Annotated in this window: 12 protein-coding genes; 2 read left to right on the forward strand and 10 right to left on the reverse strand. The window is 65.3% G+C overall.

Features of this window, described 5'->3' with window-relative positions:
- Nucleotides 1–187: 187 nt before the first annotated feature.
- From FJ959_RS03010 to FJ959_RS03020, 3 genes are read right to left on the reverse strand one after another with little or no spacing between them, the layout of a single operon-like run.
- The gene (locus FJ959_RS03010) at nucleotides 188–1,567 is read right to left on the reverse strand and encodes a dihydrolipoamide acetyltransferase family protein (RefSeq protein ID WP_140514090.1); all 1,380 of its coding nucleotides are present in this window, start codon (nucleotides 1,565–1,567) and stop codon (nucleotides 188–190) included.
- Nucleotides 1,568–1,583: 16 nt separating this feature from the next.
- The gene (locus FJ959_RS03015; protein WP_140524493.1) at nucleotides 1,584–2,597 is read right to left on the reverse strand and encodes an alpha-ketoacid dehydrogenase subunit beta; all 1,014 of its coding nucleotides are present in this window, start codon (nucleotides 2,595–2,597) and stop codon (nucleotides 1,584–1,586) included.
- Nucleotides 2,598–2,600: 3 nt separating this feature from the next.
- Complete coding sequence (locus tag FJ959_RS03020) at nucleotides 2,601–3,833, reverse strand: 3-methyl-2-oxobutanoate dehydrogenase (2-methylpropanoyl-transferring) subunit alpha (protein WP_140514092.1); 1,233 nt, start codon at nucleotides 3,831–3,833, stop codon at nucleotides 2,601–2,603.
- A gap of 439 nt (nucleotides 3,834–4,272) precedes the next feature.
- Here FJ959_RS03020 and holA point away from each other — a divergent pair, with 439 nt between their 5' ends.
- Nucleotides 4,273–5,316 carry a DNA polymerase III subunit delta gene (gene holA, locus FJ959_RS03025; protein WP_140524492.1) on the forward strand — a complete coding sequence of 348 codons (1,044 nt, stop codon included), beginning with the start codon at nucleotides 4,273–4,275 and terminating at the stop codon, nucleotides 5,314–5,316.
- A gap of 50 nt (nucleotides 5,317–5,366) precedes the next feature.
- Here the strand turns inward: holA and FJ959_RS03030 are convergent, their stop codons facing one another.
- The 7 genes from FJ959_RS03030 to mnmE all read right to left on the reverse strand — a co-directional run bounded on the left by FJ959_RS03030 (nucleotide 5,367) and on the right by mnmE (nucleotide 13,302).
- Nucleotides 5,367–6,155 carry a DUF2182 domain-containing protein gene (locus FJ959_RS03030; protein WP_140628344.1) on the reverse strand — a complete coding sequence of 263 codons (789 nt, stop codon included), beginning with the start codon at nucleotides 6,153–6,155 and terminating at the stop codon, nucleotides 5,367–5,369.
- 34 nt (nucleotides 6,156–6,189) lie between these two features.
- Complete coding sequence (locus FJ959_RS03035; RefSeq protein WP_140491936.1) at nucleotides 6,190–6,816, reverse strand: DUF1326 domain-containing protein; 627 nt, start codon at nucleotides 6,814–6,816, stop codon at nucleotides 6,190–6,192.
- 313 nt (nucleotides 6,817–7,129) lie between these two features.
- The gene (locus FJ959_RS03040) at nucleotides 7,130–8,017 is read right to left on the reverse strand and encodes a ParB/RepB/Spo0J family partition protein (protein ID WP_140491933.1); all 888 of its coding nucleotides are present in this window, start codon (nucleotides 8,015–8,017) and stop codon (nucleotides 7,130–7,132) included.
- Between the two features lie 56 nt (nucleotides 8,018–8,073).
- Nucleotides 8,074–8,874: a ParA family protein gene (locus FJ959_RS03045; RefSeq protein ID WP_140491929.1), complete on the reverse strand. Its 801-nt coding sequence runs from the start codon at nucleotides 8,872–8,874 to the stop codon at nucleotides 8,074–8,076.
- 57 nt (nucleotides 8,875–8,931) lie between these two features.
- Nucleotides 8,932–9,564 carry a 16S rRNA (guanine(527)-N(7))-methyltransferase RsmG gene (gene rsmG / locus FJ959_RS03050; RefSeq protein ID WP_140628346.1) on the reverse strand — a complete coding sequence of 211 codons (633 nt, stop codon included), beginning with the start codon at nucleotides 9,562–9,564 and terminating at the stop codon, nucleotides 8,932–8,934.
- The gene (mnmG, locus tag FJ959_RS03055) at nucleotides 9,561–11,435 is read right to left on the reverse strand and encodes a tRNA uridine-5-carboxymethylaminomethyl(34) synthesis enzyme MnmG (RefSeq protein ID WP_140628349.1); all 1,875 of its coding nucleotides are present in this window, start codon (nucleotides 11,433–11,435) and stop codon (nucleotides 9,561–9,563) included. Before mnmG ends, rsmG begins: the two co-directional genes overlap by 4 nt.
- A gap of 544 nt (nucleotides 11,436–11,979) precedes the next feature.
- Nucleotides 11,980–13,302, reverse strand: a complete 1,323-nt coding sequence (gene mnmE, locus FJ959_RS03060) for a tRNA uridine-5-carboxymethylaminomethyl(34) synthesis GTPase MnmE (protein WP_140628352.1) — start codon at nucleotides 13,300–13,302, stop codon at nucleotides 11,980–11,982.
- A 64-nt stretch (nucleotides 13,303–13,366) separates the two neighbouring features.
- Here mnmE and FJ959_RS03065 point away from each other — a divergent pair, with 64 nt between their 5' ends.
- The gene (locus FJ959_RS03065; RefSeq protein ID WP_140628356.1) at nucleotides 13,367–15,403 is read left to right on the forward strand and encodes a thioredoxin domain-containing protein; all 2,037 of its coding nucleotides are present in this window, start codon (nucleotides 13,367–13,369) and stop codon (nucleotides 15,401–15,403) included.
- Nucleotides 15,404–15,546 lie beyond the last annotated feature (143 nt).

A 15,546-nucleotide genomic window follows, 5' to 3' on the forward strand; every position in this document is an offset into this window, starting at 1 on the left:
CCCCCCTCTGTCCTGCCGGACATCTCCCCCACGAGGGGGGAGATTGGAGGCTTCGGCGCCTCGCTCAATCCCGCAGCGCTGGTGATTGGCGAAAGCCGGCGTGACATCTGATCTCCCCCCTTGTGCGGGAGATGCCTGGCAAGGCAGAGGGGGGCGCTCTCCCGCCATCATCTCGAATGATCCACCCTCAATCCACGAAAATCAGCGCCGGCGTTTCCAGGAGCGTCTTGATGCGCTGGATGAACACCGCCGCGTCCCAGCCGTCGATGACGCGATGGTCGAAGCTCGACGACAGGTTCATCATCTTGCGCGGGATGAACTGGGTGCCGTCCCATACCGGCCGCACCATCATCTTGTTGACGCCGAGGATCGCCACTTCCGGGTGGTTGATGACCGGCGTCGTCGCCACGCCGCCCATGGCGCCGAGCGAGGTGATGGTTATGGTCGAACCGGAGAGCTCGTCGCGCGTCGCGGTTCCCGACTTGGCCGCCTCGGCCAACCTGGCGACCTCCGCGCCGCATTCCCAGATGTCCAGCGCTTCGGCGTGCTTGACGACGGGCACCACCAGTCCCGACGGCGTCTGCGCGGCGATGCCGATATGGACGCCGCCATGCTGGTGGATGATGCCGGCCTCGTCGTCGAACAGCGCATTGAGGTTGGGCTGGTCCGCAATCGCCTTGACCATCGCTCGCATCAGGAACGGCAGCAGCGTCAGCTTGGGCCTTTCCGTCCCCTTGGCCGCCCGCTTCTCCTTGTTGAGCGCGGCGCGCAGATCCTCGAGCGCGGTGACGTCGATCTCCTCGACATAGGTGATGTGCGGGATGCGCGACGTCGCCAGCGTCATCTTCTCGGCGATCTTGCGCCGCAGGCCCACCACCTTGATGTCCTCGACGGCATCGTTGCGGGCGAGGCCGGATGCCTTTGCCATGTGCGGCCCGCGCGCCAGGAACGCCTCGATGTCCTCATGGCCGATGCGGCCGGCCGGGCCGCTTCCCTGGACCTGCCTGAGGTCGATGCCCGCTTCCTTCGCACGCAGCCGCACGGCCGGCGAGGCCAGCGGCCTTTCACCTTGCGCACGCGGCGCGCTGTTGACCTTGGACCTGGCGCCGTCATCCTCGGGCTTGTCCCGAGGATCTACCGACCTTCCGGAACTGGTCGCGTCATATCCCTGTGGGACGGCGGATCCTCGGGACAAGCCCGAGGATGACGGCGACAGATTGGGCGATGACGGCTCCAGGTCCGAGACCGGGCGAGCCCCCGTATCATCGGAGATACTTTCAGCCGTCACTTCCGCCGGCATCGCACCGCCAACGACATTGCCCTCGCCGGCCACCTTCAGCCGCACGATGGGCGAGCCGATCGCCACCGTGTCGCCGATATCGGCGCCCAGCCACAGGATCTCGCCGTCGACGGGGGAAGGGATCTCGACCGTGGCCTTGTCGGTCATCACGGCGGCAAGCATCATGTCCTCGCGCACGATGTCGCCGACCTTGACATGCCATTCGACGAGTTCCGCCTCGGCGACGCCCTCGCCGACATCGGGCAGCTTGATGATGTGTTCGCCCATGTCGGGCCTCCCCGTTCTAGGCTTCCAATGTTTCCGTAAGCGCCCGGCCGACGCGGGCCGGACCGGGGAAATAGTCCCATTCCTGCGCATGCGGATAGGGCGTGTCCCAGCCGGCGACGCGGGCCACCGGTGCCTCCAGATGGTAGAAGCAGTTTTCCTGCACAAGCGCGACCAGCTCCGCTCCGAAGCCGGAGGTCAGCGTCGCCTCGTGCACCACGACGCAGCGTCCGGTCTTCTTCACCGACGCCACGATGGTGTCGAGGTCGAGCGGCAACAGCGTCCTGAGATCGACGATCTCGGCATCGATGCCGGTCTCCTCGGCCGCCGCCTGCGCGACATAGACCATTGTGCCGTACGCCAACACCGTGACGGCGGAGCCGGCCCGGCGGATCGCGGCCTTGCCGAGCGGCACGGTGTAGTGGCCGTCGGCGACCTCGCCCAGCTCGTGCTTCGACCACGGCGTCACCGGCCGGTCGTGATGGCCGTCGAAGGGGCCGTTGTAGAGCCGCTTCGGCTCGAGGAAGATGACCGGGTCGGGATCCTCGATCGCCGCGATCAGCAACCCCTTGGCGTCATGCGGGTTCGAGGGCACGACGGTCTTCAGCCCCGACACATGGGTGAACAACGCTTCCGGGCTTTGGCTGTGCGTCTGGCCGCCGAATATGCCGCCGCCGGTCGGCATGCGCACCACGATCGGGCAGGTGAAGTCGCCGTTCGAGCGGTAGCGCAGCCTCGCGGCTTCCTGGGTCAGCTGGTCGTAGGCCGGGTACATGTAGTCGGCAAACTGGATCTCCACGCACGGCTTCAGACCATAGGCGGCCATGCCGATGGCCGAGCCGACAATGCCGGATTCATTGATCGGTGCGTCGAAGCAGCGGCTCTTGCCGTATTTCGCCTGCAGGCCTTGCGTGCAGCGGAACACGCCGCCGAAAAAGCCGACATCCTCGCCGAACACCACCACTTTCTCGTCGCGCCCCATCGACACGTCCATCGCGTCGCGAATGGCCTCGATCATGGTCCGCCTCGGCATGGCTCAGACCCCCGCCTGCTGGCGCTGGCGCCGCAGATGCGGCGGCATCTCGGCATAGAGGCCCTCGAACATGTCGCGCGTCGACGGCTTGCCGCCGGCGTGCAGCGTGCCGTGGCTTTCGGCTTCCTTCTGCGCCGCGATCACCGTGTCGAGGATTTCCGCTTCGGCCTGCTTGTGCCGCTCCTCCGACCAGACGCCGAGCCGGATGAGATGGTTCTTCAGCCGAACCACCGGGTCGCCGAGCGGCCAGGCATCGGATTCGGTCTTCGGCCGGTAGGCCGAGGGATCGTCCGAGCTCGAATGGGCGCCGGCGCGGTAGGTGACATATTCGACCAGCGTCGGCCCCAGGTTGCTGCGCGCGCGCTCGGCCGCCCATTTCGCCACCGCATGGACGGCGAGATAGTCGTTGCCGTCGACGCGCAGCGCCGGGATGCCGAAACCCAGCCCGCGCGCGGCGAAAGTGCCCGCGCCGCCGCGCGCTATGCCTTGAAACGTCGAGATTGCCCACTGGTTGTTGACGACATTGAGCACCACGGGCGCCTTGTAGGTGGAGGCGAACACCAGCGCCGAATGGAAGTCGGATTCCGCGGTCGAGCCGTCGCCGATCCAGGCCGCGGCGATCCTTGAGTCGTTCGAGATCGCCGAGGCCATAGCCCAGCCGACCGCCTGGATATACTGCGTCGCCAGATTGCCCGAGATCGAGAAGAAGCCGTGCTCCTTCGACGAATACATGATGGGCAATTGCCGGCCCTTCAGCGGGTCGGCCTCGTTGGAATAGATCTGGTTCATCATCGTGACCATCGGGTAGCCGTCGGCGATGAGCAGCCCGGCCTGCCGATAGGTCGGGAAATTCATGTCGCCGGGGGCGAGCGCCTTGCGGAAGGCGCAGCTCACCGCCTCTTCGCCCAGATGCTGCATGTAGAAGGAGGTCTTGCCCTGCCGCTGCGCCATCTGCATACGCGCATCGAAGGTCCTCAGCGTCATCATGTGGCGCAGGCCTTCGAGCAGTTCCTCGTCGGAGAGCAGCCCCGCCCACGGCCCCACCGCCTCGCCGGCGCGGTTCAGCACCCGGATGATCGAGAATGCCATGTCGCGGATGGCGCGTGGATCGACGTCGATTTCGGGGCGCGGCACCGAGCCGGCGGCGGCGATGGTCACGTTGGAGAAATCAGGCGTGCCGCCCGGCCGCACCTCGGGCTCCGGAACATGGAAGCGCAACATCCCAGCATCGGCCATGACCTTCGTCCTCCATGTCGCCCGGCACCGATATTTGCATATCCGCGCCGCCAGTGCGAATTCACCGGGCAAGCCTCCGGGCATCGGGCCGGCCAAGCCGGCCGATACAGCCTGCCGCGCACCAAGATGAAGATATGTCGGCGAAATTTCTTGTCGATGTTGGGCGGCGCCGCGCAATTAGGCGCAAGGTCGCGTGAGGTTTGTCGCCAGATAAGGTGATTGTTTGGCAAGCTTGGCTGCCGCGCCCACTTTCACGCCTGCGGAAGGAGAGGAGAATCGAGGGTCCGCCAAACGTGGCGCCCTTCCTCTCCCCCGTCGATCGGGGGAGAGGTGTCGAGCGCAGCTCGACGGAGTGGGGGTCGATCTTCCCTCGAAGCAGTTCTTCGGAGTTGAACTGGAAGACGTTCACTCCGCCCCAACATCATGCTAACCACCCTCGATGGCACAGAAGAAAGCATACGAGGTGGATTCCTGGCTCGCGAAGCCGGACCCGCGCATGGCGATCGTCCTGCTTTATGGCCCCGATCGCGGCCTTGTCTCGGAGCGCGCCAAGGCTTTTGCCGCCGCGACCGGCCTGCCGCTCGACGACCCCTTCTCGGTGGTCAGGCTCGACGGCTCCGAAGTCGAGCGCGACGAGGGCCGGCTGCTCGACGAGGCGCGCACCGTGCCGATGTTTTCCGACCGCCGCCTGCTGTGGGTGCGCAATGCCGGCGGCCAGAAGGCGCTGGCCGACGACGTCAAGGCGCTGACGGCGGAGCCCGTGCGGGACGCGATCATCCTCATCGAGGCCGGCGATCTCAAGAAGGGCGTCGGGCTGCGCGCCGTCGTCGAGGCGGCCGACAACGCCATGGCGCTGCCCTGCTATGCCGACGAGGCCAGGGACATCGATGCCGTTATCGACGACGAGCTGCGCAAGACCGGCGCGACGATGACGCTTGAGGCAAGACAGGCGCTGCGCCGCAATCTCGGCGGCGACCGGCTGGCCTCGCGCGGCGAGATCGACAAGCTGCTGCTTTATGTCCATGGCCAGAAGGAAATCGGCCTCGACGACGTCAGGGCGATGTCCGGCGACGTTTCCGGCGCGTCCTTCGACGATGCCGTCGACGCGCTTCTCGAAGGCAAGGTCGGCGAGTTCGACACCGCCTTCACCCGCCATTGCCAGGCAGGCGGCCAACCCTTCCTGGTGCTGTCCTCGGCGATGCGGCAGTTTCAGGCGATGCAGTCCATGCGCGGCCAGATGGAGGCCGGCGGCCGCAATGCCGCGTCGGTGGTGGCGGCGGCGCGCCCGCCGGTTTTCTTCTCGCGCCGCAAGCTGGTGGAGAAGGCGCTGGAACGCTGGAGCGTCGAGGCGCTCGGCCGCGCGCTGACCCGGCTGCAGACCGCCGTGCTGCAGACGCGGCGAAGGCCGGACCTGTCGGTGGCGCTGGCAAGGCAGGCGCTGCTCGGGATCGCGGTGGAAAGCGCGAGGCTGGCACAGCGTTAGGCCCTTTCGGCACCGGGCGCCTGCCTCCGTTGGTCAATTCCCTCCTTTGGTCAATTCATTGTCATGGCGCCTACCGGCTCAAAGGTCGGCAGCGCCTGTGGAAAGACCAGCACCGCCGCGCCATAGAGCAGCAGAGCGATCCCCGACAGCTTCGCGATCCCATTTCCAGACGGCAGGGTCTTTTCCGCGAATATCAGCAAGGTGACCACGGCCATTGCGGCAACGTTCATGATCCCGAGAGGAAAGAGGGCGAGAAACAGAAGCCAGCAGCAGCCCAGGCAGAAAAGTCCATGCTCCAGACCCATGCGAACCGCGCCCCAGTAACCATCGCGCCATGAGGTCAGGATGAAGCCGATCGGCGTGCGGCATTTGGCCAGACACAGATCCTTCAGTGGGGAAAGTTGATAGGCGCCCCCAAGCATCAGCAGCGCGCCGCCGACACGCGCGGCCGTCGCCGTGGACAATCCCACATGCCCGGCGAGCATCTCCGCACCCGCCGCGCCGGCAAAGGCGATAACGCCCATCACGCCCCAGACCAGCATGTACCCGGCCACGAATACCCAGCTCGAGACAAAGGTCTCGCCCCGGCCCCGTTTGCCGGCCTGGACCCGGTGAAATGTCAGGATCATGGGTGCGGCCGTCGGAAACATCATGGCAATCATCATGATCATCCAGACGGCAAGAAACAGCGGCGCCTTCATGCCCATGGTGAGCGAGTACATTTCCATGCGCATGTCCGCGTCCATTCCCGTCTGCTGCCGGATGAGCAAGGTCCATGCCGCCGCCGCGATAGCGATCAGCAGCGCGAGAATGATGTATCGCTGCAACGTCTGCACCATGGACGAAGTACGTCCCGTACTCTGCGGCCAACGGCTACTGCTGGCCGGACCAGTTGATCGGGGCGTAATGTCCGTTCCGGCGGGAATTGTCCCAGCTCATGCCATGGTCGCTGAATGTACTGCCTTCCGCCCCCATCGCCAAGGCGAGCCAGTCGGGATTGACGGGATGGCCAGTGGCCGCCCACATCTGCCCGTCCTCGCGCATCGTCGGCAGCGGCTCGACCGCCATTCGCATGACGCCGGCAATCTCCGCCGACCGCTTCTTGCCGTCTATCCGGTAGCTTATCGGCACCTTCTTGGCGCCGAGATTCGTGCCGATCAAGGGTGCCAGCACCGCCATGGGGCCGCCCGCGACGCCAGTGAAGATGGCGCCTAGCGCCTCTGTCTGCCTGTCATCGGCCCGTTCGTCGATATAGGCGGCGGCCGTCCAGTTGCCGTCTGCCATCGGACCCGGCGTGTGGGCAACCATGGCGACGCTGAGCCCATCCAACCGAACGTCGCCGTAACTGCCCGTATCGATATGAAAGACCAGACCGACGTCGCAAAAACCTTTCGTCGGCCTTGATGTCAGCTGCGCGTTGGTGGACAGCAGGCAAGGACACACGACATCGCAGCTACAGTTTTCGAAGTAACTTCCGGACAATTGCCAACGGACTGCCATTTGCACCTCCCATTTGCGTCAGGCGCGCGTCGGCATATTGCTTTGGCGAGGCGGTGCCATTTCACGCCTGTTGCAGGAATGGCAGATAGCCCTCGCCGCGACTGACCGGCACGCTAGGGCAATGAATTTAAGTCTTGTCTAATAGAGGTTACGCCGTTGCCGGGCACTGTCAAGCCGCGAGCGCGGCTGGCGACAGATACCGATGGCGCTGCTTTTTCGCAATCGCCAGCGCTTCAAACGAAAGGGCTGGGGGACAGCCAGCCCTCGTTTTCCCTGCGTTGTAGCTTCCGCTTTGTTGAAGTTCGCCGGCTAACTACCGCTCTTGTTTCAATCTCCGACACAGCTCGTCAAGCTGCTCCAGCGTCCGGTACGCCACGCGAATCTCGCCGCCTTTGTTCGTGTGGTCGATGGTCACGATCATGCCGAGCGTGCCGGTCATCAGCTTTTCCAGCGCCAGCGTGTCGGCGTCTTTTTCCGGCGCGCTTTTCGCCTGCTTCGGCTTCGCCGGGGTCGGACCGGCCGGCATCTGCGCCAGCGCTTCGGCCTGGCGCACCGAGAGCCCTTCCTCGACGATGCGCTTGGCAAGCCCCGCCGGGTCCTCCGCCGTCACCAGCGTGCGGGCATGGCCCGCCGACAACGCCCCGTCGACCAGCATGTCGCGGATCACGTCGGGCAGCTTCAGCAGCCGCAGCGTGTTGGCGACATGGCTGCGGCTTTTGCCGATGACCTGGCCGAGATCGGCCTGGGTGTAGCCGTGATCGTCGATGAGCTGCTGATAGCCGAGCGCTTCCTCGACCGGGTTGAGATCGGCGCGCTGGACGTTCTCGATGATTGCCAGTTCCAGCGCCGTGCGGTCGTTGACCTCGCGCACGATGACCGGGATCTCGGTCAATCCGGCGCGTTGCGCGGCACGCCAGCGCCGCTCGCCGGCGATGATCTCGTAGCGCCCGGCCTGCGACGGCGAAGGCCGCGCCACCACCGGCTGCACCACCCCATGCTCGCGGATCGATTGCGCCAGGTCGGTCAACTCGGCGTCGCCGAAATGCCGGCGCGGGTTTTTCGGATTGGGCGTAAGGAACTCGATCGGCACCTTGCCGTCGGCACTCATCCCGGGCTTCTCCGGCGCGCTCGGACGGTCGATCTCGCCGATCAGCGCCGCCAGCCCGCGGCCCAGTCTCTTTCTCGAAAGGTCTTCGCTCATTTCGGTTCCAGATTGTTTCGGTGTCGAATCGGCTTTGCTCCATGCGTGGCCGCTTGTTAAGCGGCGCGCAATTTACGCTCGCGGCGGATCACTTCCGACGCAAGCTGCAGATAAGCCTGGCTGCCGGAGCATTTGAGGTCGTAGAGGATCGCCGGCTTGCCGTAGGACGGCGCTTCCGACACCCGCACATTGCGCGGAATGATGGTCTCGTAGACCTTGTCCCCCATATGCTCGCGCACGTCCTGCACCACCTGGTTGGCGAGGTTGTTGCGGCCGTCATACATGGTCAGCACGATGCCCTGGATGGTGAGATCCGGGTTGATCGAGCGGCGCACCTGCTCGACGGTTTCGAGCAGCTGGCTGAGACCTTCCAGCGCGAAGAACTCGCATTGCAGCGGCACCAGAACGGAATCGGCCGCCGCCATCGAATTCAAGGTCAAGAGATTGAGCGACGGCGGACAGTCGATCAGCACATAGCCAAACCCGGCCGAACGCGCCGATGCGGCGCGCAGGGCGTTGCGCAGCCGCAGCACCCGGTCCGGCGCCGAGGCGATCTCCATCTCGATGCCGAGCAAATCGAGGGTCGACGGCACGATCGACAGGCCGGGCACCGCCGTCGGGATCGCCGCCTCCTCAAGCTCCAGCTCGCCGGTCAGCACGTCATAGGACGACACCGTGCGGTCCTTGCGGTCGATGCCGAGCCCGGTGCTGGCATTGCCTTGCGGATCGAGGTCGACGATCAGCACCTTCTCGCCGATCGCCGCCAGCGCGGTGGCCAGGTTGATGGCAGTGGTGGTCTTGCCGACACCGCCCTTCTGGTTGGCTACGGTGATGATTCGAGGGCCGTTCTTCATCATGGGTCTATGCCAGGAATTCATTTTGGGTCGCCAACAGAGATTCGGACAGGTCTTTGTTCAGACAGGTCGCACATTGGACAGTTCAAGGATGACGCCGCCAGGGTCGGTCATGCTTGGATGTTCTACCAGATCGAAGCTCCAGCGGTTAACGCTTTCTTGCACTTCGGCGCGGTAATCCCGGCCTTTGTGGAACAGCCCACGCGCGCCTGATGTCAGCCACGGTCCCGCCAGCTCAAGCAAGGTCCAAAGCGGCGCGAGCGCCCGCGCCGTGACGATTTCCGGTGCCGCGACAAGCGCATGGCTGTCATCGATGCGGCGCGCCACGACACGCGCCGGCAGGCCGAACTGGCCGACGACGGCTTGCAGGAATCCCGCTTTCTTGCGATTGCTTTCGACCAGGTCGATGCTGGCGCCGTCACGCTCGGCAAGCAGGAACGCCAGCACCAGTCCCGGAAATCCGCCGCCCGAGCCGATATCGACCCATCGCCGCGCTTTGTCCTCGATTCGCCAGAGCTGCGCGCTGTCCAGTATGTGGCGTTGCCAGACATCGCCTGCTGTCGACTGCGCGACAAGATTGATGCTGCGATTCCATTTCTGGAACATCTCTTCGAACGCCATCAGGCGATCGAATGTTTCACGTGAAACCGGACCGGCGGCGTTGCGCAGGCTCTCCCAGGAGCCAGCGCTCACGCGACGTCCCTTTGCGCGCTCTCGGAATGCCTGATATGAGCGACGATGATGGCCAGCGCCGCCGGCGTCATGCCTTCCATGCGCTGCGCGTCGGCAACCGAACGCGGTCGCCGCGCATGCATCTTCTGCTTCAGCTCGTTCGATAGTCCCGGCACCTCGGCGAAGTCGAGCGACTCGGGGATGAGCCGGCTTTCCTCGTGCCGGATTTGGGCGACGTCGCTCTTCTGGCGATCGAGATAAACCGAATATTTCGCTTCCGTTTCGAGGCGCTCCGCCGTCCTGGCGTCGATCGTCCCGAAATTCCCATCGATTCGGGCCAGCCAAGCCACGTCGACGCCGGGATAGGCGAGCAGTTCATAGGCGGATCTGCGCACGCCGTCGCGATTGACCTCCAGCCCGTGGCGCGCCGCCTCGTTGGGTGTCAGCTTTACGCCGAGCGCCAGCCGGCGCGCTTCGGCGAGGCGCTGCTCCACCTCGCCAAACCGCTGCATCCGCCGGGCTGACGCTATACCCAGCCTTGCAGCCAGCGGCGTTAGCCGCTCGTCGGCATTGTCGGCGCGCAGCGAAAGCCGGAATTCGGCGCGCGAGGTGAACATGCGGTAAGGCTCACTGATGCCGCGGCTGGTCAGATCGTCGACCATGACGCCGATATAGGCTTCGGTGCGGCTGAGCACGACCTGCTCGCTGCCCGACGCCCGCCTTGCGGCATTGAGGCCCGCCAGCAGACCTTGCGCGGCGGCCTCCTCATAGCCGGTCGTGCCGTTGATCTGCCCGGCGAGGAACAGGCCCCCGACGCGCTTCGTCTCCAAGGTCGGATGAAGCTCGCGCGGGTCGACATGGTCGTATTCGATGGCATAACCGGGCTGCAGCATCACCGCTCGGTCCAGCCCCGGGATGGTCTTCAAGATTTCGAGCTGAACCTCCTCCGGCAGCGAGGTCGAGATGCCGTTGGGATAGACCGTGTCGTCGTCCAGGCCTTCCGGTTCGAGAAAAATCTGGTGGCCTTCGCGGTCGCCGAACTTGACGATCTTGTCTTCGATCGACGGACAGTAGCGCGGCCCGACCCCTTCGATCGAGCCCGAATACATGGCCGAGCGCCCGAGATTGGCGCGGATCAGTTCATGCGTGGCCGCGGTCGTGCGCGTGATGCCGCATTCGATCTGCGGCGTCTCGATGCGGTCGGTCAGCAGCGAGAACGGCACCGGTTCGTCATCCGCCGCCTGGCTTTCCAGCGACGCCCAGTCGATCGTGCGCCCGTCGAGGCGCGGCGGCGTGCCGGTCTTCAGCCGGCCGAGCTTGAAGCCTGCGCGGCTCATCGTCGCCGACAGCCCTAGGCTCGCCTGTTCGTTCATGCGGCCGGCGACAATCTTCTTCTCGCCGATATGGATCAGCCCGCGTAGGAAGGTTCCGGTGGTCAGGACCACCGCGCCGCTGGCAAGGCGCCGGCCATCGGCCAGGAGAACGGCGCGCAGGCATCCCGAATCGTCGATGTCGAAGTCGAGCACCTCGCCCTCGATCACATCGAGACCGCCCTGCTGCCGGATCGCCTCCTGCATGGCGAGCCGGTAAAGTTTCCGGTCGGCCTGGGTGCGCGGGCCGCGCACGGCCGGCCCCTTGCGCCGGTTGAGCAGGCGAAACTGGATGCCGGCGGCATCCGCCACCCGGCCCATCAGCCCGTCCATGGCGTCGATCTCGCGCACCAGATGGCCCTTGCCGAGCCCGCCAATGGCCGGATTGCAGGACATCACGCCGATCGTGTCGAAACGCAGCGTCACCAGCGCTGTCCTGGCGCCCGCACGCGCAGCCGCGCTGGCCGCCTCGCTGCCCGCATGGCCGCCACCCACCACAACCACATCATAGTGATCGGTCATCTCAAAACGCCCTGGATTCGAAGTTTGGTGGAGAGATGTCCCCGCAGCGGGACGGTGTCAAGAAACTTCGCGGGAGTTTCACGTGAAACAGGACGGCGAGCCTCATTGTAGCGTTTCACGTGAGTCACGTGTATCGACCGCCGGCGCCGCCCCCCGGCGCCGTGTCGGCACTTCTCCCTGGCACAGGGAGACAGCGCTGACCGCAAAGCCGGCACCTTCATTTACAAGGCTGATAATTGCCGAAACTGGAAATAACAGCGCGCCCTCTCCCCGTCCTTGTAAGAGAATGCCGGATAAGAGAATGCCGGCAGGCAAGTGCGGGGTAGCGCCGACGCTGGCGATTGACCCCGGCGCAGCCGTTTCACGTGAAACAACGTCGGGTCGGAGAGCCCTTCTGTTTCACGTGAGTCATCGGCCGGGCCCGTCGTGATAGAAGCCGAGGTCAGCGCTGCCCCTCATCCGCCTGCCGGCACCTTCTCCCCGTATAGTGACGGGGAGAAGGGAGGCTCGACGGCGTCGGCGCCCCGACAATGTTCCACGTGAATCATTTCCCGATGCAGAACTGCGAGAAAATCACATCCAGCATGTCCTCGACATCGACCGCGCCGACGATCCGGCCGAGCCGGTCGGCGGCCAGCCGCAGATCCTCGGCGCGCAGTTCCTGCCCGGCGTCCGGGCTCTCGGCCGCGCGCAGCAGGAAGCGGTTGGCTTCGCCTAGCAATTCAACGTGGCGAAGCCGTGAGGGCAGGATGTCGCCCGCTTCGCCGACCTGCGCGGCCGCGAGCCTGGCGATCTCGGTCAACAGCTCCGCCACGCCGGTCCCGTCCTTCGTCGAGATGGCGCGATCATAGCCCCCGGCAGCGGCTTGCCCGTGCACCAGATCGAGCTTGGTGCCCACGCGCAGGGTCGCGATCCCCTCGCGTTGAAGAGCAACGGGATACGGGTCGGCCATATCCTCGAGGATGAGCAAGAGGTCGGCGCCATGCGCCTTGGCTCGCGCCTTCTCGATGCCGATCGCTTCCACCTTGCCGGCCGCATCGCGCAGGCCTGCGGTGTCGGTCAGCCTGACCCGCAGGCCTTCGAGGTCAAGCACGATCTCGAGCAGGTCCCGCGTCGTGCCTGGCTCATCCGTTACAATAGCTGCATCGCGCCGCGCCAAAGCGTTGAACAGGCTCGACTTGCCGGCGTTTGGGGCGCCGAGGATAACGACCTCGAACCCGTCGCGGAGGATTTCGCCGGCACGAAACCCGGCAATGTGGCGCTCGATCTCCCCAATCATCGCCGAGACGTCAGACCAGACCGTGTCCGAAACGGACCCGGGAATATCGTCCTCGTCGGCAAAGTCGATCTCGGCCTCGATCATGGCGCGCGCATGGATCAGCCGCCGCCGCCAGCTCAGATAAAGCTCGGCTTGCGCGCCCTCGGCATTCTGCACCGCGAAGCGCCGCTGCGCCTCGGTCTCGGCGTTGACCAGATCGGCCAGCGCTTCCGTCCTTACCAGATCGACCTTGCCATTGAGGAAGGCCCGGCGCGTAAACTCGCCCGCTTCGGCGTGCCTGACGCCTTCGAAACCGGCGATCGTCTCCAACAGCCTCGCCACCACGGCGCGGCCGCCATGCACCTGGAATTCCGCCACGTCCTCGCCGGTGAAGCTGCCGGGGCCGGGGAAAAAGATCACCAGGCCACTGTCGAGCACGCCGCCATCGGGCGCCCGCAGCTTGCGCAGGCTGGCCACGCGGCCCTTAACCATACCGCCGGCGATCGTTTCGACAACGAATCGAGTCTTTGGCCCCGAAATGCGGATGACGGCGACGCCGGCCGGCAGGCGGCCGCTGGAAAGCGCGACGATGGTGTCGGCCGAAATCATTTGCCCGCCTTGTTGGACCGCCCTAGCTTCACTATCCAACCCCTGTTTCGCCGGACCGCTCATCGTGACACTGCCTGCGCAAAATCTGCTTGCCGACGAAGCCAGCCCCTATTTGCAGCAGCACAGCGGCAATCCGGTGCATTGGCGGGCCTGGTCGCCGGCGTCGCTTGACGAGGCGAGGGCGCTGGATCGGCCGATCCTGCTGTCGATCGGCTATGCCGCCTGCCACTGGTGCCACGTCATGGCCCATGAAAGCTTCGAGAATGACGACGTCGCCGCCGTCATGAACCGTCTGTTCGTCAATATCAAGGTCGACCGCGAGGAGCGTCCCGACATCGACCAGATCTACATGGCGGCGCTGTCCTCGATGGGCGAGCAGGGCGGCTGGCCGCTGACCATGTTCCTGACGCCGGACGGCAAGCCTTTCTGGGGCGGCACCTATTTCCCGCGCGAGCCGCGCTATGGCCGCCCGGGCTTCATCCAGGTGATGGAGGCGATCGACAAGGCCTGGCGCGAGAAGAGGGCAAGCCTGAACCAGAGCGCCGACGGGCTGACCTCGCATGTCGAGACCCGGCTCGCCGGCGCGCATGCCCGCGCCGCGCTCGACCGCGACACGCTGGCCGCGCTCGCCAGAGGCATAGACGGCATGATCGACAAGGATCTCGGCGGCCTGCGCGGCGCGCCGAAATTCCCCAATGCGCCATTCATGCAGACACTGTGGCTGTCCTGGTTGCGCGACGGCAATGCCAGTCACCGTGACGATGTCCTGTTGAGCCTCGAACGGATGCTGGCCGGCGGCATCTACGATCATGTCGGCGGCGGTCTCAGCCGCTATTCCACCGACGCGCAATGGCTGGTGCCGCATTTCGAAAAGATGCTCTACGACAACGCGCAGCTCATCCGTTTTTGCAACTGGGCCCATGCCGCGAGCGGGAAGTGTTTGTTCCGGGTCCGAATCGAGGAGACCATCGGCTGGCTGCTGCGCGAGATGCGCCTCGATGGCGGCGCCTTCGCCGCCAGTCTCGATGCCGACAGCGAGGGCGAGGAGGGCCTTTTCTACACCTGGAGCCGGGAAGAGATCGAGACCGCGCTCGGCGACGATTCACCGTTGTTTTTCAACAACTTCATGCTCTCCAGCCCACCCGGTTGGGAAGGCAAGCCCGTTGTCCACCAGACGCAGGCCCAGCAGGTGCAAGGCATTGCCGAGCAGCCGCTTCTGGCCGCTCTCAAGGCAAGGCTGCTGGCAGTCCGTGAACGGCGCGTCAGGCCAGGCCGCGACGGCAAGGTCCTCGCCGACTGGAACGGCCAGATGATCGCAGCACTTGCCGAGGCCGGCCGCTCGCTGGCGCGGCAAGACTGGATCGACGCGGCCAAGACCGCATTCGACCAGATCGCCTCCGCCGCCGAGGGCGGACGGCTGCCGCACTCCATGCTCGGCGCCAAGAAACTGTTCCCGGCCCTGTCGAGCGACTATGCGTCGATGACCAATGCGGCGATCGCCCTGTTCGAAGCCACCGGCGACTGGAGCTACGCCGATCGGGCCCGGCAATTCGTCGAGCAGCTCGACCGCTGGCACGCCGATGCCGACGGCACCGGCTATTATCTCACGGCATCCGACAGCACCGACGTGCCGATCCGCATCAGGGGCGATGTCGACGAGGCTATTGCGTCGGCCACCGGTCAGGTCATCGAGGCGCTGGTCCGGCTCGCCGCACTGACCGGCGATCTCGACCTGCAGGAGAAAGCGACGAAAGTCGCCGAACATGCCGCCGGCCGCGCGGCGCACCAGGCCTATGGCCAGGCCGGCATCGTCAACGCCTCGGCGCTCGCCATAGAGCCGCTAAAGCTGGTGCTTGTGGACGATCTGGCGAATCCGACGCTCGTTCCAGTAGCGAATCGCAATCCCGATCCGCGTCGGGTGGATATTGTGGTGGCGATCGGTACACAGGCGAATCGAACGCTGTTGCCGGGCGGGATCCTGCCTCCCTCCGACAGGCCGGGCGCGTGGCTGTGCACGGGACAGGTGTGCTTGCCGGCGGTGAGCGATCCGGATGAATTGGAAGGGCTATTGCGACGAAGACCACAGAGTTCGTCATCCTAGGGCGAAGCTCCGTCGCGGAGACCCTAGGATCCATGCCGTGACTTTCGAGCGCTGCAACAGCTGGAAGATCCAGTCCGCCGCGCTCTTTGGGAGAGGCCATGGCATGGATCCTCGGGTCAAGCCCGAGGATGACGAAGAAGTGG

This window comes from Mesorhizobium sp. B2-2-4 (genome assembly GCF_006442375.1).
Lineage (GTDB): Bacteria > Pseudomonadota > Alphaproteobacteria > Rhizobiales > Rhizobiaceae > Mesorhizobium.

Bases quoted from the DNA above. Each gene is read 5' to 3' on its own strand.
- FJ959_RS03010 (WP_140514090.1), bottom strand. From the start codon at position 1,567: ATGGGCGAACACATCATCAAGCTGCCCGATGTCGGCGAGGGCGTCGCC.
- FJ959_RS03015 (WP_140524493.1), bottom strand. From the start codon at position 2,597: ATGCCGAGGCGGACCATGATCGAGGCCATTCGCGACGCGATGGACGTG.
- FJ959_RS03020 (WP_140514092.1), bottom strand. From the start codon at position 3,833: ATGGCCGATGCTGGGATGTTGCGCTTCCATGTTCCGGAGCCCGAGGTG.
- holA (WP_140524492.1), top strand. From the start codon at position 4,273: ATGGCACAGAAGAAAGCATACGAGGTGGATTCCTGGCTCGCGAAGCCG.
- FJ959_RS03030 (WP_140628344.1), bottom strand. From the start codon at position 6,155: ATGGTGCAGACGTTGCAGCGATACATCATTCTCGCGCTGCTGATCGCT.
- FJ959_RS03035 (WP_140491936.1), bottom strand. From the start codon at position 6,816: ATGGCAGTCCGTTGGCAATTGTCCGGAAGTTACTTCGAAAACTGTAGC.
- FJ959_RS03040 (WP_140491933.1), bottom strand. From the start codon at position 8,017: ATGAGCGAAGACCTTTCGAGAAAGAGACTGGGCCGCGGGCTGGCGGCG.
- FJ959_RS03045 (WP_140491929.1), bottom strand. From the start codon at position 8,874: ATGATGAAGAACGGCCCTCGAATCATCACCGTAGCCAACCAGAAGGGC.
- mnmG (WP_140628349.1), bottom strand. From the start codon at position 11,435: ATGACCGATCACTATGATGTGGTTGTGGTGGGTGGCGGCCATGCGGGC.
- mnmE (WP_140628352.1), bottom strand. From the start codon at position 13,302: ATGATTTCGGCCGACACCATCGTCGCGCTTTCCAGCGGCCGCCTGCCG.